The organism is Enterobacter sp. CC120223-11 (assembly GCF_900215375.1).
Lineage (GTDB): Bacteria > Pseudomonadota > Gammaproteobacteria > Enterobacterales > Enterobacteriaceae > Scandinavium.
The window spans coordinates 36,323-58,267 of record NZ_OBEF01000003.1; the positions used below are offsets into that span (position 1 = coordinate 36,323).

Genomic DNA, 21,945 nt, shown 5'->3' on the forward strand with positions numbered 1-21,945 from the left:
TAAAAAATTAGTTAAGACTGTTATCAGGTCAGACCACTTTTTTTACATCATCAGGGGAAGGTTATGAGTCAGGCATTACCGCTTATCACCCGTCAGGGCGATCGCATTGCCATTGTCAGCGGGCTGCGTACGCCTTTTGCGCGTCAGGCGACGGCATTCCACGGCATTCCGGCGGTCGATCTCGGCAAAATGGTTGTGGGTGAACTGCTGGCTCGCAGCGAAATTCCCCCCGAGGTTATCGAACAACTGGTGTTTGGTCAGGTCGTGCAAATGCCTGAAGCGCCGAACATTGCACGTGAAATCGTCCTTGGAACCGGTATGAACGTGCATACCGATGCATATAGTGTGAGCCGCGCCTGCGCCACAAGCTTCCAGGCCGTTGCCAACGTCGCCGAAAGCCTGATGGCCGGAACCATTCGCGCCGGAATCGCCGGCGGGGCGGATTCCTCTTCCGTGTTACCGATTGGCGTCAGCAAAACTCTGGCGCGAACGCTGGTCGACGCTAACAAAGCCCGGACGCTCGGGCAAAAACTCAAACTCTTCTCCCGCCTGCGTCTCAAGGATTTGGCCCCGGTGCCTCCTGCCGTGGCTGAATATTCTACGGGCCTGCGCATGGGCGACACCGCCGAACAAATGGCAAAAACCTGGGGCATCACCCGCGAGCAGCAGGATGCGCTGGCGCATCGCTCCCACGTGCATGCCGCTAAAGCCTGGGAAGAGGGCAAGCTGGCCGACGAAGTTATGACGGCCTATGCACCACCTTTCCGTGAGCCGCTGGAAAAAGATAACAACATTCGCGGCAATTCCACCATCGCGGATTACGCCAAACTGCGCCCCGCATTTGACCGTAAGCACGGCACAGTCACCGCCGCCAACAGCACGCCGCTCACCGATGGTGCCGCCGCCGTTATTCTGATGACGGAGTCACGTGCTAAGGAGCTCGGCCTCAAACCACTGGGGTATCTGCGCAGCTACGCGTTTACCGCCATTGACGTCTGGCAGGACATGCTGCTCGGTCCGGCCTGGTCTACGCCGCTGGCGCTTGAGCGTGCCGGGCTGACAATGGCCGATTTAACCCTCATTGATATGCACGAAGCTTTTGCCGCGCAGACACTGGCGAACGTCCAACTGATGGCCAGCGAACGCTTTGCTCGCGACGTGCTGGGCCGCAGCCACGCCACAGGCGAAATTGACGACAGTAAATTTAACGTGCTTGGTGGCTCGATTGCCTATGGGCATCCATTTGCCGCCACAGGGGCGCGCATGATCACCCAAACGCTGAACGAGTTACGCCGTCGCGGCGGTGGCTTTGGCCTGGTTACCGCCTGTGCGGCGGGCGGCCTCGGTGCAGCCATGGTTCTGGAGGCCGAATAATGGAAACGACATCCGCATTTACTCTGACCGAGCGCCTCGATAACGTTGCGGTCATTACCATCGACGTGCCCGGCGAGAAGATGAACACCCTGAAGGCGGAGTTTGGCGTTCAGGTGAGGGCCATCCTCAAACAAATCCGTGAGAACAAAGCGCTGCGCGGCGTGGTGTTTATTTCCGCCAAGCCCGACAACTTTATTGCAGGCGCGGACATCAACATGATTGCCGGCTGCCAAACCGCGCAGGAAGCCGAAGCGCTGGCGCTTCAGGGCCAGCAGATCATGGCGGAAATTCATGCGCTGCCGGTTCCGGTTGTCGCTGCCATTCACGGTGCCTGCCTGGGCGGCGGCCTGGAACTGGCGTTAGCCTGCCACACCCGTATTTGCACAGACGATGCGAAAACGGTGCTGGGGCTTCCGGAAGTGCAGTTAGGGTTGCTGCCGGGCTCCGGCGGCACGCAGCGGCTGCCGCGCCTGGTCGGGATCAGCACCGCGCTGGACATGATCCTCACTGGGAAACAGCTTCGCGTGCGGCAGGCGTTAAAAGCCGGGCTGGTGGATGACGTTGTGCCACACTCGATTCTGCTGAAAGCCGCCGTTGAGCGGGCAAAACAGGAGCGTCCTGCCAGCCGTCGTCTGCCCGTTCGCGAGCGCATTCTTGCGGGGCCGATTGCCCGCAGCCTGGTGTTCAACATGGCGGCGAAGAAAACAGAAGAGAAAACTCACGGTAACTACCCGGCGACCGGGCGTATCTTAAGCGTGCTGGAAACGGGCCTGGCGCACGGCAGCAGCAGCGGGTATGAAGCGGAAGCCAGAGCCTTCGGCGAACTGGCGATGACGCCGCAGTCCAGAGCGTTACGTTCCATATTCTTCGCCAGTACGGAAGTGAAAAAAGATCCCGGGGCGACGGCTGAACCTCAGCCGCTGCATTCCGCTGCGGTGATTGGCGGTGGGCTGATGGGGGGCGGAATTGCCTTTGTCACCGCGAGCAAGGCAAAGCTGCCGGTACGCATCAAAGACATTAATGCTAAGGGAATCAATCACGCGCTGAAGTACAGCTGGGAGCTGCTTGATAAGAAGGTGCGTCGCCGCCATATCAGAGCCAGTGAGCGCGACAGCCAGCTGGCGCTCATTTCCGGCACAACGGAGTATCGGGGGTTTGCGCAACGCGACGTAGTGATTGAGGCCGTTTTCGAGGATTTAGCCCTCAAGCAGCAAATGGTGGCTGACGTGGAAGCGAACTTTGCGCCGCACACCATTTTTGCTTCGAACACTTCGTCGCTGCCGATAGGCGACATTGCCGCGCAGGCTCAGCGCCCGGAGCAGGTGATTGGCCTGCACTTCTTCAGCCCGGTGGAGAAAATGCCGCTGGTGGAGGTGATCCCACACGCCGGGACGTCGGAGGCGACGATAGCCACCACGGTAAAACTGGCAAAACAGCTCGGCAAAACGCCGGTGGTGGTGGCCGATAAAGCGGGCTTCTACGTAAACCGCATTCTGGCCCCATATATTAATGAGGCGATGCGGCTGCTGACCGAGGGCGAATCCATCGACAAAATCGACGGGGCGCTGACGAAATTTGGCTTCCCGGTGGGGCCAATCCAACTTTTGGATGAGGTCGGGATTGATACCGGGACTAAAATTATTCCTGTGCTGGAAAGCGCTTACGGAGATCGTTTCAGCGCGCCTGCAAATATCATCAGCGCAATTTTGAACGACGATCGCAAAGGCAGAAAAAATGGTCGCGGTTTCTATCTTTACGGCGCAAAAGGGCGTAAAAGCAAAAAACAGCCTGACCCTGCAATTTATACGCTTATTGGCAGCGGGCAGAAAGGTTCGCTCTCAGAGCAACAAATTGCCGAGCGCTGCGTGATGATGATGCTCAATGAAGCGGCGCGCTGCTTCGACGAGCAGGTAGTGCGCAGCGCGCGCGATGGTGACATCGGCGCGGTGTTTGGTATCGGATTCCCGCCGTTTTTGGGCGGCCCGTTCCGCTATATGGACAGCCTCGGGGCGGGTGAAGTCGTGGCGATTCTGCAACGCCTGGCTACCCAGTTTGGGCCACGGTTTACGCCGTGCGATGCATTAACAAGGATGGCAGAACAGGGCCTGACCTTTTGGCCCGCAAATGAAACTGAGACGTTACGTTGAGGTCAAATAAAGGTAAATCCTGACGAGTGATAACGCTGTTGAATGGCTATTTTGTAAACAGAGATTGACTATACTTACGCCATTGAGGTAAAAAACAGCGTTTCATTCATCGAATGGATCAGGCACAATGCCCGGCCATCGGGTAAACAGCGTGTTTTGACGTGTGTTTTACTTCGGTGCTTCTGGTTAACAAAAGCGGTGCAATATGCAAGTTTTTATCATGCGTCACGGCGACGCTGCCCTGGATGCAGCCAGCGATTCGGTTCGTCCTCTCACCACCTGTGGGTGCGATGAATCCCGTCAAATGGCAACCTGGCTGAAAGGTCAAAAAGTGGATATTGAGCGCGTTCTGGTCAGCCCGTTCTTACGAGCCGAACAAACGCTGAACGTGGTGGGGGAGTGCATGAACCTGCCAAAAGAGATCGATGTCCTGCCGGAACTCACGCCTTGCGGCGATGTGGGCCTGGTCAGCGCGTATTTGCAGGCGCTGGCTAACGAAGGTGTGGCCTCTGCGCTGGTGGTTTCTCACCTGCCGCTGGTCGGCTACCTGGTCTCCGAACTCTGCCCTGGCGAAGCGCCGCCGATGTTCTCCACATCCGCGATTGCCAACGTCACGCTGGATGCCAGCGGGCAAGGCCAGTTCAACTGGCAGATGAGCCCCTGCAATCTGAAAATGGCGAAAGCCATCTGAGATCTCCAGGCCCGGTAACGCAGTGCCGCCGGGCACTCCAGCATCAAAATACAAAAGGCGGGAAATGCTCCCGCCTTTTTGTCAAGGTAATTCCGGCGGCTGCCACTCTTCCACTTCTATCAACACCAGCAAGGCTGCATCTCCGCCGTACTCTTTCGGTGCCTGATGAAATGCCATCACGTGCGGGTGCTGCGCCAGCCACAGCGGTGTTTGCTGCTTGAGAATGTGCTTTCCGTGGCCGTGCATGACGCAGGCGCAAAACAGATGTTCACGACGGCAGGCTGCAATCAACGCGCCCAATTCTTGCTTGGCCTGCATCTGGGTCAGACCGTGCAAATCGAGAAACAGCTCCGGCGAGTAATCACCGCGGCGCAGTTTTTTCGCCTCAAAATGGCTGACGTCGGCGCGCACGTACTTCATCGCACCTTCCGTGTTCAGCAGCGGCTGAAACTCATCGGAAAAATAGTGGCTGTTGTCGGCCTGTTCCTGAAGCAGACGCTTGACCGGCACTTCACTGATTTTTTTGCGCGCAGGGCGATGGACTATGGTGTCCTGCTTGATCTGACGGGTGCCGGTCATGAGCTGGCGGAACAGCGTCTGATCCTCCTCGCTGAGTGAGGGTTTCTTCTTCATCGTCTCTTCTCATTTTCGCTTTGCGACAGTTTACCCGACTCTCCGCACCTGCGGGCAGTGAAAACGCATATTTCCCAAAGCCCGCGTTGCAAGAATGCTGATTTATCGCCGTCTTCGTGGCAAACTAGCCGCCGAATTTACGCGTCATGCCCTGGAGGGGAAAGTGGATAAGATTTTTGTCGATGAAGCAGTCAACGAGCTGCATACCATTCAGGATATGTTGCGCTGGTCCGTCAGCCGCTTCAGCGCGGCTGGCATCTGGTACGGTCACGGCACGGACAACCCGTGGGATGAGGCCGTCCAACTGGTGCTGCCATCGCTCTATCTGCCGCTGGATATTCCGGAAGACATGCGCATCGCGCGTCTGACCTCCAGCGAAAAGCATCGCATCGTCGAGCGCGTGATCCGTCGCGTGAACGAGCGCATCCCGGTTGCTTACCTGACCAATAAAGCCTGGTTCTGCGGCCACGAATTTTACGTTGATGAACGCGTGCTGGTGCCGCGTTCGCCGATTGGTGAGCTCATCAACAACCGCTTTGCGGGCCTGGTTGCCCGTCAGCCTGAACATATTCTGGATATGTGTACCGGCAGCGGCTGTATCGCCATTGCCTGTGCTTACGCCTTCCCGGAAGCGGAAGTCGACGGGGTGGATATCTCCCCGGATGCGCTGGCCGTGGCCGAGCACAATATCGAAGAGCACGGGCTGATTCACCACGTCACGCCAATTCGTTCCGACCTGTTCCGCGACCTGCCAAAAGTGCAGTACGACCTGATTGTCACCAATCCGCCTTACGTGGATGCCGAAGACATGGCGGACCTGCCAAACGAATATCGCCACGAGCCGGAACTCGGCCTGGCGTCCGGCTCCGACGGCCTGAAGCTGACGCGCCGCATTCTTGGCAACGCGCCGGACTACCTGAGCGATGACGGTATTCTGATTTGTGAAGTCGGTAACAGCATGGTACATCTGATGGAGCAGTATCCTGACGTGCCGTTCACCTGGCTTGAGTTTGACAACGGCGGTGACGGCGTCTTTATGCTCACCAAAGCGCAGCTCCTGGCTGCCCGCGAACACTTCAGCATCTATAAAGATTAATTACAATTCGATGGAGCCGTGATGGCCGGAAACACAATTGGACAACTCTTTCGCGTAACCACCTTCGGCGAATCCCACGGTGTGGCCCTCGGCTGCATCGTGGACGGCGTACCGCCGGGCATTCCGCTGACGGAAGCCGATCTCCAGCACGACCTTGATCGTCGTCGCCCTGGCACTTCGCGTTACACCACGCAGCGCCGCGAGCCGGATCAGGTGAAAATCCTCTCCGGCGTTTTTGAAGGCGTAACCACCGGGACCAGCATTGGCCTGCTGATTGAGAACACCGATCAGCGCTCCCAGGACTACAGCGCCATCAAGGATGTGTTCCGTCCGGGCCACGCCGATTACACCTACGAACAGAAATATGGCCTGCGTGACTATCGCGGCGGTGGCCGTTCCTCCGCTCGTGAGACCGCCATGCGCGTGGCCGCAGGCGCGATTGCCAAAAAGTATCTGGCAGAGAAATTCGGCATTGTTATCCGCGGCTGTATGACTCAGATGGGCGACATTCCGCTGGAGATCAAAGACTGGAGCCAGGTTGAGCAGAACCCGTTCTTCTGCCCGGATCCGGACAAAATCGAAGCGCTCGACGAGCTGATGCGTGGCCTGAAAAAAGAAGGCGACTCTATTGGCGCGAAAATTACCGTCGTGGCTGACGGCGTGCCGCCAGGCCTTGGCGAGCCGGTGTTCGATCGTCTCGATGCCGATATTGCTCACGCGCTGATGAGCATCAACGCGGTGAAAGGCGTGGAAATTGGCGACGGTTTTGACGTGGTTAGCCTGCGCGGCAGCGAAAACCGCGACGAAATCACTAAAGACGGCTTCCAGAGCAACCACGCCGGTGGCGTGCTCGGCGGCATCAGCAGCGGGCAGCAAATCATCGCCCACATGGCGCTGAAGCCAACCTCGAGCATCACCGTGCCGGGGCGCACGATCAACCGCTTCGGTGAAGAGGTTGAGATGATCACCAAGGGCCGACACGATCCCTGCGTGGGGATCCGCGCGGTGCCGATCGCAGAAGCGATGTTGGCGATTGTGCTGATGGATCATCTGCTGCGCCAGCGGGCGCAAAATACGGATGTGAACTGCACTCTGCCTCGCTGGTAATACTCACCAGGGACTTGCGGGAAAATGAAAAAAACCGTTATCGCGCTGCTGGCACTTCTTGCCAGTAGCGTTTCCTTCGCCGCCACGCCGTGGCAGAAGATCAAAGAGCCGATTCCCGGCACGGCGCAGTCGATTGGTGCTTTTGCCAACGGCTGTATCGTCGGTGCCAATCCGTTACCGCTGCAGTCTGATAACTATCAGGTGATGCGCACCGATCAGCGCCGCTACTTTGGTCATCCGGATCTTATCCAGTTCATTCAGCGTCTGAGCCGCCAGGTTCACAACGCAGGGATGGGCACGCTGCTGATTGGCGACATGGGGATGCCCGCGGGCGGGCGCTTTAACGGCGGCCATGCCAGCCATCAGTCCGGGCTGGACGTTGACATTTTCCTGCAGCTGCCGCAAACGCGCTGGAGTTCGGCACAGCTGCTTAAGCCTCAGGCGCTGGATTTAGTGGCGGCGGATGGCAAGCACGTGGTGCCATCGCTGTGGTCACCGCAAATCAGCAATCTGATCAAGCTCGCGGCGAAAGATGACGACGTAACGCGCATTTTCGTGAACCCGGCTATCAAGCAGCAGCTTTGCCTGGATGCGGGCACGGACCGCGACTGGCTGCGTAAAGTGCGGCCGTGGTTCCAGCATCGGGCGCATATGCACGTGCGTCTTCGCTGTCCGGCGGGAAGCCTGGAGTGTCAGGATCAGGCCGCTCCTCCGGCGGGTGACGGCTGCGGGGCTGAACTGCAAAGCTGGTTTGAACCGCCGAAGCCTGGATCAACCAAACCTGAGAAGAAGACGCCGCCGCCGTTGCCGCCTTCCTGCCAGGCGCTACTGGATGAGCATGTTCTCTGATGGAATTTTTTAACGATTTCTTTATGCTGTCGCCGCTGCTTCTGGCGGCTCTGTTCTTTATTGCGCTGCTGGCTGGGTTTATTGATTCCCTGGCGGGCGGCGGCGGCCTGCTGACTATTCCTGCGCTGCTGGCAGTGGGTATGTCGCCTGCCAACGCACTGGCAACGAATAAGCTGCAGGCCTGTGGCGGCTCGCTCTCTTCTTCACTCTATTTTGTCCGCCGCGGCGTGGTGAATTTAAAAGAGCAGAAGCTCAATATTCTGATGACCTTTATCGGCTCGATGAGCGGCGCGCTGCTGGTGCAGCACGTGCAGTCGGACGTCCTGCGCCAAATCCTGCCGCTGCTGGTTATCGGCATTGGCCTCTATTTTCTTCTGATGCCGAAACTGGGCGAAGAAGACAGGCAGCGCCGTCTGCACGGCCTGCCGTTCGCGCTGGTGGCTGGCGGATGCGTCGGTTTTTACGACGGTTTCTTCGGCCCGGGCGCAGGTTCATTTTACGCACTGGCGTTCGTCACGCTCGCCGGGTTTAACCTCGCCAAATCCACCGCACACGCCAAAGTGCTGAACGCCACCTCCAACGTGGGTGGTCTGCTGCTGTTTATCCTCGGCGGCAAAGTGATTTGGGGCACGGGTTTTGTGATGATGGCAGGACAATTTTTAGGTGCGCGAATGGGATCGCGACTGGTGCTCAGCAAAGGACAGCAGCTGATCCGGCCGATGATCGTTATCGTCTCGGCGGTGATGAGCGCTAAACTTCTCTATGACAGTCACGGGGCGGAGATCCTCCAGTGGTTGGGAATTCACTGATGCAACAACAACACCATTTTCAGCAGCTGATAGACATTTTTGATGGCTGCTTTGCTGACGATTTTAATACCCGTCTGATTTCAGGCGAAGATGAACCGATCTATCTTCCCGCTGATGACGACGCGCCGTACAACCGCATCGTCTTCGCTCACGGTTTTTATGCCAGCGCTCTGCATGAGATTTCTCACTGGTGTATTGCGGGAGCCGAGCGCCGCAAGCAGGTGGATTTTGGTTACTGGTACTGCCCGGACGGGCGCGATGCCAAGACTCAGGGCCAGTTCGAAGATGTGGAAGTCAAACCGCAGGCGTTTGACTGGCTGTTTTGCGCGGCGGCGGGTTTTCCGTTTAACGTCAGCTGCGACAACCTCGAAGGGGATTTTGAGCCAGACCGCATCGTGTTCCAGCGGCGCGTCCATGCGCAGGTGATGACGTACCTGAAAGAGGGGATCCCGGCACGTCCGGCGCGCTTCATCGCGGCTTTACAGAATTATTATCAAACGCCGATGCTAACGGCGGAACACTTCCCCTGGCCGGAAGATCTAAATTGAGGAAAGAAGATGATCGCAGAATATGAATCGCGCATTCTGGCATTAATTGATGACATGGTTGAGCACGCCAGCGACGACGAGCTGTTTGCCAGCGGCTACCTGCGCGGCCACCTGACCCTCGCCGTTGCCGAGCTGGAAGCGGGTGACGATCACTCTGCTGAGGCCGTTTATGGACAGGTGGCACAGAGCCTGGAAAAAGCCATTCAGGCCGGAGAGCTGAACCCGCGCGATCAGGCGCTGGTGCTTGGCATGTGGGACACGCTGTTCCAGAAAGCGAAGGTTTAATGGTTTAGTTGGGAGTGAGGATCGCTGCGGTCTGATCCCCTGACCCCGACCCTCTCCCAAAGGGAGAGGGAGCAAACCCTAAAAAAGGTACCCGAAAGGGTACCTTTTTGCTTTCACCTTTCGCCACCCGGCAATTTCTCTCCGGATCACCAGTACAGCGGCCAGACCTGCCGCAGCCGCGCCAGAGCCTCGAGATAGAAATAATCCCCCCAGATACAGCACTGATCCACGCCTTTCCCGCTGCCCATGTGGTACACCGAGTGCTTCAGCAGCCCTTCGGTGGCCTCGTCTTCACGTGCCAGATAGTTATCCGTCAGCGATTTCACGATTTTCAGCGCCATCTCCTCGTAATGGGCACGATGGGGATCCAGCGTCGGCAGCGCTTTCACCAGTTCCAGCAACCCGCAGGCGGCGATGGCCGCAGCTGAGCTGTCGCGTACCGCATCCGTGCCGAGCAGGGCTAAATCCCAGTGGCAGACTTCGTCCTCCGGCAGGCGGTTGAGGAAGTAGTGGGCGAGGTTGCGGGAAAGTTCGACCATGCTTTCGTCACCGGTGTGCAGGTAGCTCAGCAGGAAGCCGTAAATGCCCCACGCCTGGCCGCGTGACCAGCAGGAATTGTCGCTGTAACCCTGATGGGTATTACCAAAGCGCGGCTCGCCGGTGACGACATCCATGTAATACGTATGATACGTAGAGGCATCCGGGCGCACGATGTAACGGGCTGCCTGCTTCACGTGCGCCGTTGCGGCTTCGGCATAGCGCGAATCCCCCGTTTGCTCACTCGCCCAGTAAAGCAGCGGCAGGTTCATATTGCAGTCGATAATCATCCGGCCCTGCTGTTCCGGGTCGTTGAGGTCGCCCCAGGCCTGAATGATTTTTGCCGTCGGGTTGAAGCGCTCCATCAGCGTATCGGCGGCCTTCAGCGCCGCCTGGCGCGCGGCTTCGTTTTCCGTCAGTCGCCACGCGGAAACACAGGAAAGTGAATACAGGAAACCCAGATCGTGCGTGGCCGTATCAATCCGCTTCTCAATGCGTTCGTAAAAGGAGGGCAGGGTGCGCTCCGCCGCCTCGCGAAAACGCACTTCGCCGGTCATCTCCCACGCCAGCCACAGCTGTCCGGTCCAGAAACTGGTGGTCCACTCCACATTTTTGGTGCGCGGCCAGATGCCCTTTTCGCAGGCTTCGCCCGGGAAGCTGTCGCCAAAGGCGGCAATGTTGGTATCCAGCTTCTTCGTAATACGCGTTAATGCAGCGTCCAGACTTTGCCGCAGCGCCTGGCGGTCAATGGCATACAGCTCAACGGGGCGCAGCGGCTCGGTAACAACGGAACGGGTCATAACGTCTCCTTAATGACTTTTGGCAGGGGCAATGGATACCGCATTCAGCGTCTGCTCGTCCTCAGGGTAAGGATCGCGGGCAGAGCGGCAGCGGGAAAGGGTGAGAGTAGAAATCAGGGTAAAGAGCAGGGCGCAGCAGCCCATCATCAGGTAGGTTTGCTCGAACCCGATTTTTGCATACAGGTAGCCCGCAGGCGGCGCAACGACTACCGAGCCGACGTAAATCATTGCCTGATAGCCCAGCAGGTACATGGTGGCATTCACCTTTTGGTGGAAATGCTCGGCGATGTACTTGAAGACCGAAATCAGCAGCAGCGCAATCTCCATGCCGTACAGCGGTTTAATGATGGAAATCATAATGGGATCGGTCGTCAGGCCGGAGGCAATCAGACGCGCACCTACCACGCAACCGCAGAGCAGCAGGCCTTTTTTCGCGCCGTAGTGGTTCACCAGCATCGGAATGAACATCATCATCACGAACTCGGTACCGGACTGGATCATGCTGAGGTAACCGTACCAGGCGTTTCCCTGCTCCTTTGTGGCAAAGAAGGAGACGAAGTAGCGCGGGAACTGCTGTTCGGCGACAAACATCATCCAGGCCACGCCCGCCACATAGAGGCTGAACATCCAGAATTTACGATTTTTCATCAGCAGGACGACATCGCTGAAGACAATCTTATTGGCCGAAATCACGTTGTTGGCGCGCAGCTGCTCCGAACCAATTTTCAGGCTGATAAGGACCAGCAGCATCAGCACAGAGGTGGCGCTGCTGACGAGGAAATTCGCCAGCGGCGTGAGGTTGAACAATACGCCGGAAAGGGAGGCTGCCAGCGCCCAGCCAAGCGACCCCCACATTCTCACACGGCCAAACTCGACGCCGTAAATGCGGCTGAAGCGGTCAGCGTAAGATTCCGATGCCGCCACGCCTGCGTACCAGCCGAGGCTCAGGTACAGCGCACCGACGATGATGCCCGCCGTGGTGTGGCTCAGCAGCAGCGGCTGATAGACAAAGATAAAGAACGGTGCCATCAGCGCGGAAACGGCGCAGACAAAATAGAGCAGCCATTTGCTCATGCCGATTTTATCCATGATGTAGCCGTAAATCGGCTTCATGATCACCGCAAACACGCCGTTGATGGCGAAGACGCTGCCGATGGTGATGCTGTCGAGGCCGACCTTCTGGCTCAGCCACAGAGCGTAGAGGCCGAAGCTTGAGGACCAGGTGAAAAAATAGAGGAAAATGAAGGTGCTCATTTTCACTTGCGCACTGTGCGGGGTTGTCGCGTTCATGTCATTTTCCTCAGCTTCACGGCCGTTCAGTCAGGGCGAAGTGCGCTTCGTGTGTCGCCGACGTCAGGTGCATAACGCCCTGTTGCAGGCTGGCCGTCGGGCGGTTAGTTTCGTCGTATTCCTGCGGATTTCCGGCCCAGATGGCGCTTATCAGCAGATGCTCGCCGGGTGATAATTCACCGCGCAGCACTGGCACCGCTGCCCGGTCGGCGAATAACAGATTGCTGTTCGGCGGGGTTAGCACCACGTCACCTTTGCGTGGGTTATCGCTCAGGCAGTGAATGGCGCTGGTGTCTCTCACGCCGTGAAGTGCGCTGACGCCTGCGGCAAGCTGCTGTTCCGGCTGCGGGCGGAAGCAGAGGCTGAAGCCGCCTTCGGCCGTGTCCAGCTCGCGGGCCGTTTGCAGGTGATGCACGCGAATCTGCCAGTCGCCCAGTGCGGTAAGCCAGCTGTCGATGGTGACGTCATGCCAGGGCTGCCAGCGGCTGTAAAGTGTGTTACCCGACAGACTGACCTGCTCGCAGTCGCGGCGGCCTCGCCAGTAGTTGTCCTTTTCGCTGAGCAGCAGCATGGAGTCCGGCGAGGCGTGAGGCAGGCCAAAGCGTCCGCGCTCCACGTTAAAAGCAAAGCGCGCCGAGTAGGCAAATTTGCAGTACTTCGCTTCGGTGTTAACGAAATTGTTCCGTTCCCACTGCCCGGCGGTCAGCAGCCATTCGTGATCGGGCTGGTGGACTAAAATCTGCGCGGCTTTATTAATCGGATGAGGCGAGTGGCGCGGCGGCAGCGCTTCCTCTTCGGCCTGCCAGAAGGCATTGTTTTCATTCAGCGCCAGTACCAGCACCGTTTTCAGCGCCCAGTAAGGTGAGCCTGGCGCGTTATAATCTTCCGCCATAATCAGGTTCGGGTAGCTGTAGCCGACGCTCAGCACGCCGTCACGGTCGAACGGCTGCTGCTGCATCCACCAGCGCAGATGGCGCAGCACCAGGCCTTTCTGGACCCCAGGCGTGTAAATCTCCAGTCCGGCGAAAGCAGCGGCACTCCAGAAGGCGGCCTGGGCAAAGCGATAGGTCAGGCTGCGGCCAAACGGGATGGCCGCGCCGTCGTCGGCAAAGAAGTGAATAAAATCATTGGCAAATACGGTGGCGCGCTGGCGCAAAACGGCACAGCGCTCAGGATCAACGTCCTTCATCATCGTGGAGTAGATCAGGCCGTAGAAGTGGAATCCCATCGAGATGTAGTAGTCACGTGGCCTGTCCGGGCCGTCGCTGTACCAGCCGTCGCCGAGCCAGTAGCGTTCCATGGCGGCGAAATGGTGCTCAATTGCTTCATGGTTCACCGGCATACCGGCGTGATGAAAACCGACCTGCACCAGGATCGGGAAGAAATGCCAGTTGTTATCGGGGATGGTGGCGGTTTCGCTTTGCTTCAGCCACTGCCACAGGTGCTGCTTTTCCTGCTTGTCAAAGTGGGCAAGCAGCGGCTTGTGCGCCAGCGCCAGCAGCATCCCGTAAGCGGCCATTTCCACCACGCGCTGATCGCTGTGGCCAATTTCTCCCCAATATTCCGCGTGGGCTGGGTTAGTGCCATTTTTAATCGCCTGAATATAAAGCGAAAGCTGCTCCGGCTCCTGACCGCCCGCCAGCAGAGGCGTGACGCCCCAGAGTAAACGGGAGAAGGCTTCCATATTGGCAATACGTTGGCCGTAATGGGTGGTGAAGTTTGCCAGATCCACGCCGCTGTCGTAGCTGTTAAAAAAAGGCGTGACGGCATTCAGCATTTCGTTCACCCAGCGGGTGAGGTCGCTGCGGTTTTGTAGGGGATTATCAAAGGTTATCTGATCAGGTTGCACGAGGCCCTCCCGTTAAGGACGAGATGAAGAAAGTTGTTGTTATTAGTGTTTTTTAAGGCCGATTGATGGCGGCGAAAGCAAGCGTAGCCGCTTTTAAGAACCTCTCTGAGTGAGCCGCTTCACAAAAATGAACCGTTATTTTAATTTCGCTGGATTTCACCCGTGAGCAGGGCAATAAATTGCAAACCGTAGGCTAAAAACTTAATTCTGTTGTCATGGTGATAAAATGAGCGATTCGCAGTTACTGGAAAGGATCACCCTCGAACATCAGGCTATCTCTTTCAACAGGATGTGGGGCTCCAGCGCGCTGTATTATCACTGGCATCAGTGCGTAGAGTTTCTCTATATCTCAGAGGGCTATGGCATCGTTGTGGTGGATAACCAGCACTATACTGCGCGCCCCGGGCGGCTGTTTATCTTCCCACCGTTTCGCCTGCATAAAGTGCATGTCGATGAAAGCGAACGCAACCATTACCACCGCTCCACCATGCATATTGAGCAGTCAGCGGTGGCGAGTAACCTGCAACAGTTTCCCCGTTTTCAGGCGCAGTTTTCCCGACTCGCGGCCAGCAGCGCTCAGGCACAGGCCATCGATCTTGAGGAACATGCTGATTATATGGAAACTATTCTTGCGCGTTTTGCCGCCCTGGATTCCCGCGAACACTATCCCGCAGATGAAGTGGCTTTTCTGACGATGCAGATCATGTCCCTGTTGCCCGAGCTGCCTGAAGAAAGCCGCCCGCAGCAGCAAACGGCGTCGGCGCAAATCATGCAGTGGCTGGAGGAGCACTATGGCGAGAAGTTTTCGCTGGAGTCGCTGGCGAGGGATATCGGGCTGTCGCGTAGCTATACGTCGCGGATTTTCCGCCAGCAGACCGGCGGCGGCATTCACGAGTATTTACTGACCCGCAGGCTGAAGCGCAGCTGTGATTTGCTGCGCACCAGTGAAATGAGCGTTGATACCATTGCGACGAAGGTGGGTTTTCAGGACGTGACCTACTTCATCACCTGCTTTAAGCGCATGATGCACCAGACGCCGTTGCAGTATCGGAAGCAGGCACGCCTGCGCATCAACGTGCTTTAACGACCTCTTTGCCTTTCAGCAACTTACGGACCCACAATCGGTTTGGATTGAGGCCTGCGAGGGTGGTCGCATCCAGCGGCAGCGGCTCATGATTCATCTGCGAGGCGAGAACCTCTGCGGCCAGCGGGGCAGTGCACAGCCCGCGCGAACCCAGTCCACCAAGCATAAACAGGTCCTTGTGGATCGGGGCGGTAACCGCATTTTCGCGGTTTTCGGCAAGGGTGGCGTAGGTATTCAGCGTTTGCTCATAGTCCGGTACGTTGCCGATCATCGGCAGGTGATCGCGGGTAGCGCAGCGCACGCCGCAGCGGGCTTCTCCCTGGCTGATATCCACTTCTTTCGGCCATTCGGCGTGGGGGAAGCAGTCGAGCAGGCGCCGGTGGTTATTCTGTTGATCTTCTTCGCTGTAAGCCATTTCCGTCTGACCGCGATGGTAGCTGGCGCCGATGCAGTGCTGCTGATTATTCGGGTTTTGCGGCGTCAGGTAGCCGTCGTAGCATAACACCTGGCGAAGCTTTGCCAGTTCAGGCGTGGTGGGAATATGGCTCACCTGGCCGCCGACGGCATAGACCGGAAGCTCTGCGGTTTGCGTGAACTGGCTAATCTGATGGCCGTTGGCGAGCACGCAGCTTGCGTGGTGATGCTTTTCGCCATTCGTGAAGCGAAGGGTCCAGCCGCTTTCCGCCGCTTCCAGGCTTTCGCAGCGGTGATTCCAGCACACCTTCAGTCCGTTTTTACAAGCCAGTTCGATGGCAGCCGCCGTCAGCTGCGCCGGGCACAGCCAGCCGCCGAGCGGGTACTGAATGCCCGAACAGTCCGTGTCGACGCCCGTATTCTCCATCACTTCTTCAGCGGTCACTGCGACGGCAATCTCCTCCGGCAGGCCGAGCGAGAGCATTTGCGCGATCTTCTGCGCGCTTTTTTCATCCCAGCCAAGCTGTGTCACGCCGCACCAGTCATGGTCGAATGCTACGGGTAACGCGTCGTACAGGCGGCGTGCAAAGGTAAACGCCGCCGGGAAAAACTGCGCCAGCGCTGGATCGTGAGCCGTTAATAAAGGATAAAGCGCACCCTGGCGGTTGCCGGATGCGCCCTGAGCCGGGGCGGCATCTTCACAATAGAGCGTCACCTTCCAGCCGCGCCGCAGCAGCGCGAGGGAAAGCAGGGCGCTGGCAACGCCGCCGCCAATGATAGCAGTTTCCCGATTGTCACCACCTGTGCGGGCAAACCACGGCGTGCGGGCCAGGGTTGGCTGAGAATCATCCCGATACCCGGTCAGCATTTCTCGCTTGCGGCCAAAGCCTTTGCTTTTCTGCATGCAAAAACCCGCGTCGTTCAGGCCGCGACGCACGAAGCCCGCTGAAGTGAAGGTGGCTACTGTGCTGCCAGGACGCGCCAGTTTTGCCATCGCGTTAAACAGCGTGGGTGTCCACATGTCGGGGTTTTTTGACGGTGCGAAACCATCGAGGAACCAGGCATCAACCTGCTGATTGAGCGAATCATCGAGGGTGTCGACCAGGTCATTAATATCGCCAAACCATAAGTCGAGCGTGATTCTTCCTTCATCGAGCAGCAAACGGTGGCAGCCGGAAAAGGGCAGTGGCCACAGGCCCTGGAGCTGCGCGGCAAGGTCTGCCAGCTCAGGCCAGTGCTGATGCGCGAGGATCAGATCGTCCAGCCGCAGCGGGAATTTCTCAAAACTGATGAAATGTAATCTTTGTAGCGTAGCCTCAGGGTGCGAGTCACGAAACACGTTAAACGCCTGCCACAGCGTGAGGAAGTTGAGTCCGGTCCCGAAACCGCTCTCGGCGACCACGAAGTGAGGGCGGTCGTGTAAAGCGAAGCGTTCAGGTAACCGGTTTCCGCCGAGAAAGACGTATCTTGTCTCCTCCAGGCCGTTATCGTTGGAAAAGTAGACATCATCGAAATCTCGGGAAACAGGTGTACCCTCATTGTTAAATTCGAGGTTGGCAGGTTGTATGGCGTTTTGTTTCACGTAAGTTACTCGCAATGCAGGGCGTGGGGCGATCTTAACGATGTGTGCCAGGTGGCGCAAATTTATACCTAAATTGGCTGATCGGACTTGTTCAGCGTACAAGTGTACGCTATTGTGCGACTCGACACTTTAATGAGTATTGACAGAGGTATTGAATGAAACGTGCAGTGATTACTGGCCTGGGCATTGTTTCCAGCATCGGTAACAACCAGCAGGAAGTCCTGGCATCCCTGCGTGAAGGTCGCTCTGGGATCACTTTCTCTCAAGAATTCAAAGATTCTGGTATGCGTAGCCACATCTGGGGCAACGTCAAACTGGACACCACGGGTCTGATCGACCGTAAAGTGGTCCGTTTCATGAACGATGCCTCTATCTATGCTTATCTCTCTATGCAGCAGGCTGTGGAAGATGCAGGCCTGAAAGAAGACGTTTATCAGAACAACCCGCGCGTTGGCCTGATTGCCGGTTCCGGCGGTTCTTCTAAATCTCAGGTCTTCGGCGCAGACGCAATGCGTAGCCCGCGCGGCCTGAAAGCGGTCGGCCCTTACGTGGTGACCAAAGCGATGGCCTCCGCGGTTTCCGCCTGCCTCGCAACGCCGTTCAAAATTCACGGCGTGAACTACTCCATCAGCTCCGCCTGTGCGACTTCCGCACACTGCATCGGCAGCGCGGTTGAGCAGATCCAGCTCGGCAAACAGGACATCGTTTTTGCTGGCGGCGGCGAAGAGCTGTGCTGGGAAATGGCCTGCGAGTTCGATGCGATGGGCGCGCTGTCCACCAAATACAACGAAACGCCAGAAAAAGCTTCCCGTACCTATGATGCGAGCCGTGACGGTTTCGTAATCGCAGGCGGCGGCGGTATGGTCGTGGTTGAAGAGCTGGAACACGCTCTGGCCCGCGGCGCACACATCTATGCTGAAGTCGTTGGCTACGGTGCAACTTCTGATGGCGCAGACATGGTTGCTCCATCGGGTGAAGGCGCGGTGCGCTGCATGCAGCAGGCGATGGCGGGCGTTGATACCCCAATCGACTACCTGAACTCCCACGGCACTTCTACTCCGGTAGGCGACGTGAAAGAGCTGGGCGCAATCCGTGAAGTCTTCGGCGACAACACCCCGGCGATCTCTGCAACCAAAGCGATGACCGGCCACTCCCTGGGTGCCGCAGGCGTGCAGGAAGCCATCTACTCCCTGCTGATGCTGGAACACGGTTTCGTGGCACCAAGCATCAACATCGACGAAATGGACGAGAAGGCAGTTGGCCTGAACATCGTGACCGAGCCGACCGAGCGTCAGCTGAACACCGTGATGTCCAACAGCTTCGGCTTCGGTGGCACCAACGCCACTCTGGTAATGCGTAAGCTGAAAGCCTAAGACTCAGGTCTGCATCTGATAATGAAAAAGGAGCCGAAAGGCTCCTTTTTTACGTCTGCGATATAACACAAAGCGTCAGGCCGCGTAGCCCTGCGCCTCAGTCTGTTCAAACAAACGCTTGTGCAGCATTTTGACTGCGCTATCGGCACTTTCACCGGGAAGCAGAACGCTGAGATTATGTTCCCCCGCGCCGTGGCAGACCATGCGCACCGCGCAGCCATCCAGCTGCGAAAACACATCACGGCACAGGCGTTCAGACTGGGAAAGCCGATGACCGACCAGCGTCATCAACGCCAGCCCGCTTTCAACCTCCAGCACACAGTGCGCAGCAAGTTTTTCCTGCAATGATGTGAGCAAATCACCATCGTCACCTGAGGTCGCGTGAGTGGCATCAAGGATCCAGGCTATGCCGTTTTCCGAGGTGCTTACCAGTTCCGCCTGGAGCCTGAGCTCTGCAAGCAGTGCAAAAATGCGGGCGTTGAATTCAACGGAGGATTGCGCATCAGGGCGGCGGCATTTGACCAGCGTCTGCTTACGACGCACGGCCAGCGCCCGATAGCTCGTCGGGTTTTCCGTCTCGCGACACACCCGCGTCCCACCTGCCTCAGGGTTTTTGCTGGAACCGACAAACACCGGGATATTCTTGCGCATCGCAGGCATCAGCGTGGCCGGGTGCAGCACCTTCGCGCCGTAGGCCGCCATGTCGCTGGCTTCGCTGAACGAAAGCGTATCAATACGCTGTGCCTGAGGCACGATCCGCGGGTCAGTGGTGTAAATGCCTGCCACGTCAGTCCAGATATCGACCCGCGAAGCAGTCAGCGCTTCGCCGAGCAGCGAGGCGGTGTAATCACTGCCGCCGCGCCCAAGCGTCGTAGTTCGCCCGTCGGCATCGCTGCCGATGAAGCCCTGGGTCACGACAATCGAGTCCTCAACGTGTGGAAGCAGGCGGGTTTGTACCTGCTGCGCAATCGCGGTGATATCCGGCTCGGCACAGCCAAAATGTGAATCGGTACGAATAATCTCTCGCGCATCCAGCCAATTAGCTTTCGCTCCACGCTCGCTTAAAATCGCCGTGAACAGCAGGGTGGACAGGAGTTCGCCGTGGCTGACAAGCTCATCGCTCAGGGCAGGTGAAGAAGCCTGTGCCGCCTGATCTGCGAGTCGGGTGATGCTGTCCAGCAGCGTGTCAATCGACGGGCGAACAGCATCAGGCTGCTTGAGCGAGGAAAGAATAGCGTGGGTGAGCGCACGGAGCGTTTCGATTTTGTCAGAGCGATCCTGGGCAGAGAGCCCTTCGGATAACGAAACTAACAGGTTGGTTACGCCTGAAGAGGCCGATAAAACCACGACACGGACCTGTGGATCGGCGAGGACGATACTGGCACTACGGCTCATCGCATCAAAATTGGCAACGCTCGTGCCGCCAAATTTGGCCACGACAAAAGGGGAATAAATGCGTGTCATAACAATCTCATATCAGGGCGCCATCACGGATGGCAGAAAATTTCATTCTTGGCTTAAGGGAAGCGTGCTTCGCCTTACGAGTGCTCCGCCCGCGGAGAACTCTGATGACAACCCAGGAAACGTTCCTGTTGTCGATAACGTGTTTCGCCCGTTACACGTTACCGGTGTTTGCGCATTAATTTTTTATTACAACATCCAGATTATTAAAGCCGGGGGATAGTAAGTGATTTATTCCCGCGATGCGATATTTTTTATGCCTCCATAAGTTAAATCTGGTCTGATCAGATTCTTCTTGAGTCATTGTTACAATTTTAAAAGTAAAAAAGCGTAAACAACTTCTGAACCCGCAGTGAGGTTATGGATAAATGCCTTTCTTCTATTGAGATCCTATCTGCTTAATAAGCGACAGATTTGTCGCGAAACTTAAACTCTGTCATTTAAATATCACATTTTTCTTTTTGATTTTTAAGGGAAATATTTGAAATTAAATGGTCGAAAATTAATGATTGAGTCCATTGTCAAAAGGGCATATATTAGCCCCGCCTTTTTTAGGCCAACCCTTTTAACTATTATTCAATCCGGCGTTAAGTTAGCCGCGGTTGTGGGAGTGATATGATGACGGATAAAGTCCGTATTGATACTTTAAGTGCTGATTCCTTACCGCAAAGCAATGATACCTATTTAACAAGACAGGCTCAGTTTGAGTCTAATGTCAGGAGTTATCCGCGTAAGCTGCCGCTGGCCATTGCCAAAGCGCTGGGCGTCTGGATTACTGATGTTGAAAATAATCAATATCTTGACTGTCTTGCAGGCGCCGGTACCCTGGCCCTGGGTCACAATCATCCCGATGTGCTTGAAAGCATTCAACGTGTCATCACAAGTGGCTTGCCGTTACATACGCTTGACCTTACCACCCCTTTAAAAGATGCGTTTTCCGCTTATCTGCTCTCCCTGTTACCAGGGCAGGGCCGCGAATATTGCCTGCAGTTTACCGGCCCATCCGGTGCCGATGCGGTTGAAGCGGCGCTGAAGCTGGCGAAAAAAGTGACCGGACGCTCCGGCATTATCAGCTTCTCCGGCGGCTACCACGGCATGACGCACGGTGCGCTCTCCGTGACAGGTAACCTGTCGCCGAAAGAAGCCGTCAGCAACATGATGCCGGAAGTGCAGTTCCTGCCGTATCCGCACGAGTACCGCTGCCCGCTGGGCATTGGCGGCGAAGCGGGCGTGAAGGCGCTGACTTACTATTTCGATAACCTGATTAACGACGTTGAAAGCGGCGTGCGTAAACCTGCGGCGGTGATCCTTGAAGCCGTTCAGGGCGAGGGTGGCGTGAACCCGGCCCCGGCCGAGTGGCTGCAGCGCATCCGTAAAGTGACGCAGGAAAACGGCATTCTGCTGATTATCGATGAAGTGCAGGCGGGTTTTGCGCGCACCGGTAAGCTGTTCGCCTTCGAACACGCGGGCATTGAGCCGGACATCATCGTGATGTCTAAAGCCGTCGGCGGCGGACTGCCGCTTGCGGTGTTGGGCATCAAAAAACAGTTCGACGTTTGGTCTCCGGGCCACCACACCGGCACCTTCCGCGGTAACCAGCTGGCGATGGCAACCGGCCTCACCACGCTGAAAATCCTGAAGGAAGAAGGCATTGCCGATCAGGTTGCCGCCAAAGGCGAGTGGCTGAAAGGCAAGCTGAAAGATCTGCAAAAACGCTTCCCAGTGATCGGCCACGTGCGCGGTCTGGGCCTGATGATCGGCATTGAGATCGTCAAGCCAAACGAAGCGCAGGATCACATGGGCTGCTACCCGGCAGACGGTGAACTCTCTGCCCTGCTGCAGAAGAAATGCTTCGAAGCAGGTCTGATTCTGGAGCGCGGTGGCCGTAACGGCTGCGTGCTGCGCCTGCTGCCTTCGCTGCTGATTACCCGCGAAGAGCTGGAAATTTTCCTCGATAAGTTTGAAAACGCCCTGCTCAGCGCTGGCGTGAAGCCGGTTTGATCGGAGTAGACAGAA

Annotated in this window: 18 protein-coding genes; 12 read left to right on the forward strand and 6 right to left on the reverse strand. The window is 57.0% G+C overall.

What is annotated here, in order from left to right:
* Positions 1-63: 63 nt before the first annotated feature.
* The 3 genes from fadI to sixA all read left to right on the forward strand — a co-directional run bounded on the left by fadI (position 64) and on the right by sixA (position 4,212).
* Positions 64-1,374, forward strand: a complete 1,311-nt coding sequence (gene fadI / locus CRO87_RS04310; protein WP_097161703.1) for an acetyl-CoA C-acyltransferase FadI — start codon at positions 64-66, stop codon at positions 1,372-1,374.
* Entirely contained in the window at positions 1,374-3,521 is a 2,148-nt protein-coding gene (gene fadJ / locus CRO87_RS04315; RefSeq protein WP_097161704.1) for a fatty acid oxidation complex subunit alpha FadJ, read from the forward strand. Before fadI ends, fadJ begins: the two co-directional genes overlap by 1 nt.
* Before the next feature lie 205 nt (positions 3,522-3,726).
* On the forward strand, positions 3,727-4,212 hold the full coding sequence (gene sixA / locus CRO87_RS04320) for a phosphohistidine phosphatase SixA (protein WP_097161705.1): 486 nt from the start codon (positions 3,727-3,729) through the stop codon (positions 4,210-4,212).
* Between the two features lie 81 nt (positions 4,213-4,293).
* Here sixA and smrB read toward each other — a convergent pair whose 3' ends face one another.
* On the reverse strand, positions 4,294-4,845 hold the full coding sequence (smrB, locus tag CRO87_RS04325) for an endonuclease SmrB (protein ID WP_097161706.1): 552 nt from the start codon (positions 4,843-4,845) through the stop codon (positions 4,294-4,296).
* A gap of 163 nt (positions 4,846-5,008) precedes the next feature.
* Here smrB and prmB point away from each other — a divergent pair, with 163 nt between their 5' ends.
* Genes prmB through CRO87_RS04355 form a run of 6 tightly spaced genes read left to right on the forward strand, consistent with a single transcriptional unit; the run spans position 5,009 to position 9,539 of the window.
* Positions 5,009-5,941 (forward strand): 50S ribosomal protein L3 N(5)-glutamine methyltransferase, encoded by a 933-nt coding sequence (prmB, locus tag CRO87_RS04330; protein ID WP_097161974.1) that lies wholly within the window; start codon positions 5,009-5,011, stop codon positions 5,939-5,941.
* A 21-nt stretch (positions 5,942-5,962) separates the two neighbouring features.
* The gene (aroC, locus tag CRO87_RS04335) at positions 5,963-7,048 is read left to right on the forward strand and encodes a chorismate synthase (protein WP_097161707.1); all 1,086 of its coding nucleotides are present in this window, start codon (positions 5,963-5,965) and stop codon (positions 7,046-7,048) included.
* A gap of 24 nt (positions 7,049-7,072) precedes the next feature.
* Positions 7,073-7,897 carry a penicillin-insensitive murein endopeptidase gene (gene mepA, locus CRO87_RS04340; protein WP_097161708.1) on the forward strand — a complete coding sequence of 275 codons (825 nt, stop codon included), beginning with the start codon at positions 7,073-7,075 and terminating at the stop codon, positions 7,895-7,897.
* On the forward strand, positions 7,897-8,706 hold the full coding sequence (locus CRO87_RS04345; protein ID WP_097161709.1) for a sulfite exporter TauE/SafE family protein: 810 nt from the start codon (positions 7,897-7,899) through the stop codon (positions 8,704-8,706). The genes mepA and CRO87_RS04345 overlap by 1 nt, the downstream gene beginning before the upstream one ends.
* Positions 8,706-9,254 carry an elongation factor P hydroxylase gene (locus CRO87_RS04350; protein ID WP_097161710.1) on the forward strand — a complete coding sequence of 183 codons (549 nt, stop codon included), beginning with the start codon at positions 8,706-8,708 and terminating at the stop codon, positions 9,252-9,254. Before CRO87_RS04345 ends, CRO87_RS04350 begins: the two co-directional genes overlap by 1 nt.
* 9 nt (positions 9,255-9,263) lie before the next feature.
* A complete protein-coding gene (locus tag CRO87_RS04355) occupies positions 9,264-9,539 on the forward strand; it encodes a YfcL family protein (RefSeq protein WP_097161711.1) in 276 nt (91 codons plus the stop codon).
* Positions 9,540-9,685: 146 nt separating this feature from the next.
* Here the strand turns inward: CRO87_RS04355 and CRO87_RS04360 are convergent, their stop codons facing one another.
* The 3 genes from CRO87_RS04360 to CRO87_RS04370 are packed head-to-tail and all read right to left on the reverse strand — an operon-like array spanning position 9,686 to position 14,015.
* Entirely contained in the window at positions 9,686-10,876 is a 1,191-nt protein-coding gene (locus tag CRO87_RS04360) for a glycoside hydrolase family 88 protein (protein WP_097161712.1), read from the reverse strand.
* Positions 10,877-10,885: 9 nt separating this feature from the next.
* Positions 10,886-12,166, reverse strand: coding sequence for an oligosaccharide MFS transporter (locus CRO87_RS04365; RefSeq protein WP_097161713.1), 1,281 nt, complete (start codon positions 12,164-12,166; stop codon positions 10,886-10,888).
* A gap of 16 nt (positions 12,167-12,182) precedes the next feature.
* Complete coding sequence (locus tag CRO87_RS04370) at positions 12,183-14,015, reverse strand: DUF2264 domain-containing protein (RefSeq protein ID WP_097161714.1); 1,833 nt, start codon at positions 14,013-14,015, stop codon at positions 12,183-12,185.
* 226 nt (positions 14,016-14,241) lie between these two features.
* Between CRO87_RS04370 and CRO87_RS04375 the strand changes: the two genes are divergently transcribed.
* Positions 14,242-15,099 (forward strand): AraC family transcriptional regulator, encoded by an 858-nt coding sequence (locus CRO87_RS04375; protein ID WP_097161715.1) that lies wholly within the window; start codon positions 14,242-14,244, stop codon positions 15,097-15,099.
* On the opposite strand, the gene mnmC is transcribed toward CRO87_RS04375, so the two are convergent.
* Positions 15,086-17,095, reverse strand: a complete 2,010-nt coding sequence (gene mnmC / locus CRO87_RS04380) for a bifunctional tRNA (5-methylaminomethyl-2-thiouridine)(34)-methyltransferase MnmD/FAD-dependent 5-carboxymethylaminomethyl-2-thiouridine(34) oxidoreductase MnmC (RefSeq protein WP_176504256.1) — start codon at positions 17,093-17,095, stop codon at positions 15,086-15,088. The two genes, CRO87_RS04375 and mnmC, sit on opposite strands and share 14 nt — an antisense overlap.
* Positions 17,096-17,250: 155 nt before the next feature.
* On the opposite strand from mnmC, the gene fabB reads away from it, so the two are divergent.
* Positions 17,251-18,468 (forward strand): beta-ketoacyl-ACP synthase I, encoded by a 1,218-nt coding sequence (gene fabB, locus CRO87_RS04385; protein ID WP_097161717.1) that lies wholly within the window; start codon positions 17,251-17,253, stop codon positions 18,466-18,468.
* Between the two features lie 75 nt (positions 18,469-18,543).
* On the opposite strand, the gene lysC is transcribed toward fabB, so the two are convergent.
* The gene (lysC, locus tag CRO87_RS04390; protein ID WP_097161718.1) at positions 18,544-19,932 is read right to left on the reverse strand and encodes a lysine-sensitive aspartokinase 3; all 1,389 of its coding nucleotides are present in this window, start codon (positions 19,930-19,932) and stop codon (positions 18,544-18,546) included.
* A 615-nt stretch (positions 19,933-20,547) separates the two neighbouring features.
* On the opposite strand from lysC, the gene CRO87_RS04395 reads away from it, so the two are divergent.
* A complete protein-coding gene (locus tag CRO87_RS04395) occupies positions 20,548-21,930 on the forward strand; it encodes a diaminobutyrate--2-oxoglutarate transaminase (protein ID WP_176504262.1) in 1,383 nt (460 codons plus the stop codon).
* Positions 21,931-21,945: the final 15 nt, after the last annotated feature.

Coding starts and splice junctions, on each gene's coding strand:
- fadJ (WP_097161704.1), top strand. CDS start 1,374: ATGGAAACGACATCCGCATTTACTCTGACCGAGCGCCTCGATAACGTT.
- mepA (WP_097161708.1), top strand. CDS start 7,073: ATGAAAAAAACCGTTATCGCGCTGCTGGCACTTCTTGCCAGTAGCGTT.
- fabB (WP_097161717.1), top strand. CDS start 17,251: ATGAAACGTGCAGTGATTACTGGCCTGGGCATTGTTTCCAGCATCGGT.
- CRO87_RS04360 (WP_097161712.1), bottom strand. CDS start 10,876: ATGACCCGTTCCGTTGTTACCGAGCCGCTGCGCCCCGTTGAGCTGTAT.
- fadI (WP_097161703.1), top strand. CDS start 64: ATGAGTCAGGCATTACCGCTTATCACCCGTCAGGGCGATCGCATTGCC.
- CRO87_RS04355 (WP_097161711.1), top strand. CDS start 9,264: ATGATCGCAGAATATGAATCGCGCATTCTGGCATTAATTGATGACATG.
- CRO87_RS04365 (WP_097161713.1), bottom strand. CDS start 12,166: ATGAACGCGACAACCCCGCACAGTGCGCAAGTGAAAATGAGCACCTTC.
- CRO87_RS04395 (WP_176504262.1), top strand. CDS start 20,548: ATGACGGATAAAGTCCGTATTGATACTTTAAGTGCTGATTCCTTACCG.
- smrB (WP_097161706.1), bottom strand. CDS start 4,845: ATGAAGAAGAAACCCTCACTCAGCGAGGAGGATCAGACGCTGTTCCGC.
- lysC (WP_097161718.1), bottom strand. CDS start 19,932: ATGACACGCATTTATTCCCCTTTTGTCGTGGCCAAATTTGGCGGCACG.
- sixA (WP_097161705.1), top strand. CDS start 3,727: ATGCAAGTTTTTATCATGCGTCACGGCGACGCTGCCCTGGATGCAGCC.
- aroC (WP_097161707.1), top strand. CDS start 5,963: ATGGCCGGAAACACAATTGGACAACTCTTTCGCGTAACCACCTTCGGC.
- CRO87_RS04350 (WP_097161710.1), top strand. CDS start 8,706: ATGCAACAACAACACCATTTTCAGCAGCTGATAGACATTTTTGATGGC.
- CRO87_RS04345 (WP_097161709.1), top strand. CDS start 7,897: ATGGAATTTTTTAACGATTTCTTTATGCTGTCGCCGCTGCTTCTGGCG.
- CRO87_RS04375 (WP_097161715.1), top strand. CDS start 14,242: ATGAGCGATTCGCAGTTACTGGAAAGGATCACCCTCGAACATCAGGCT.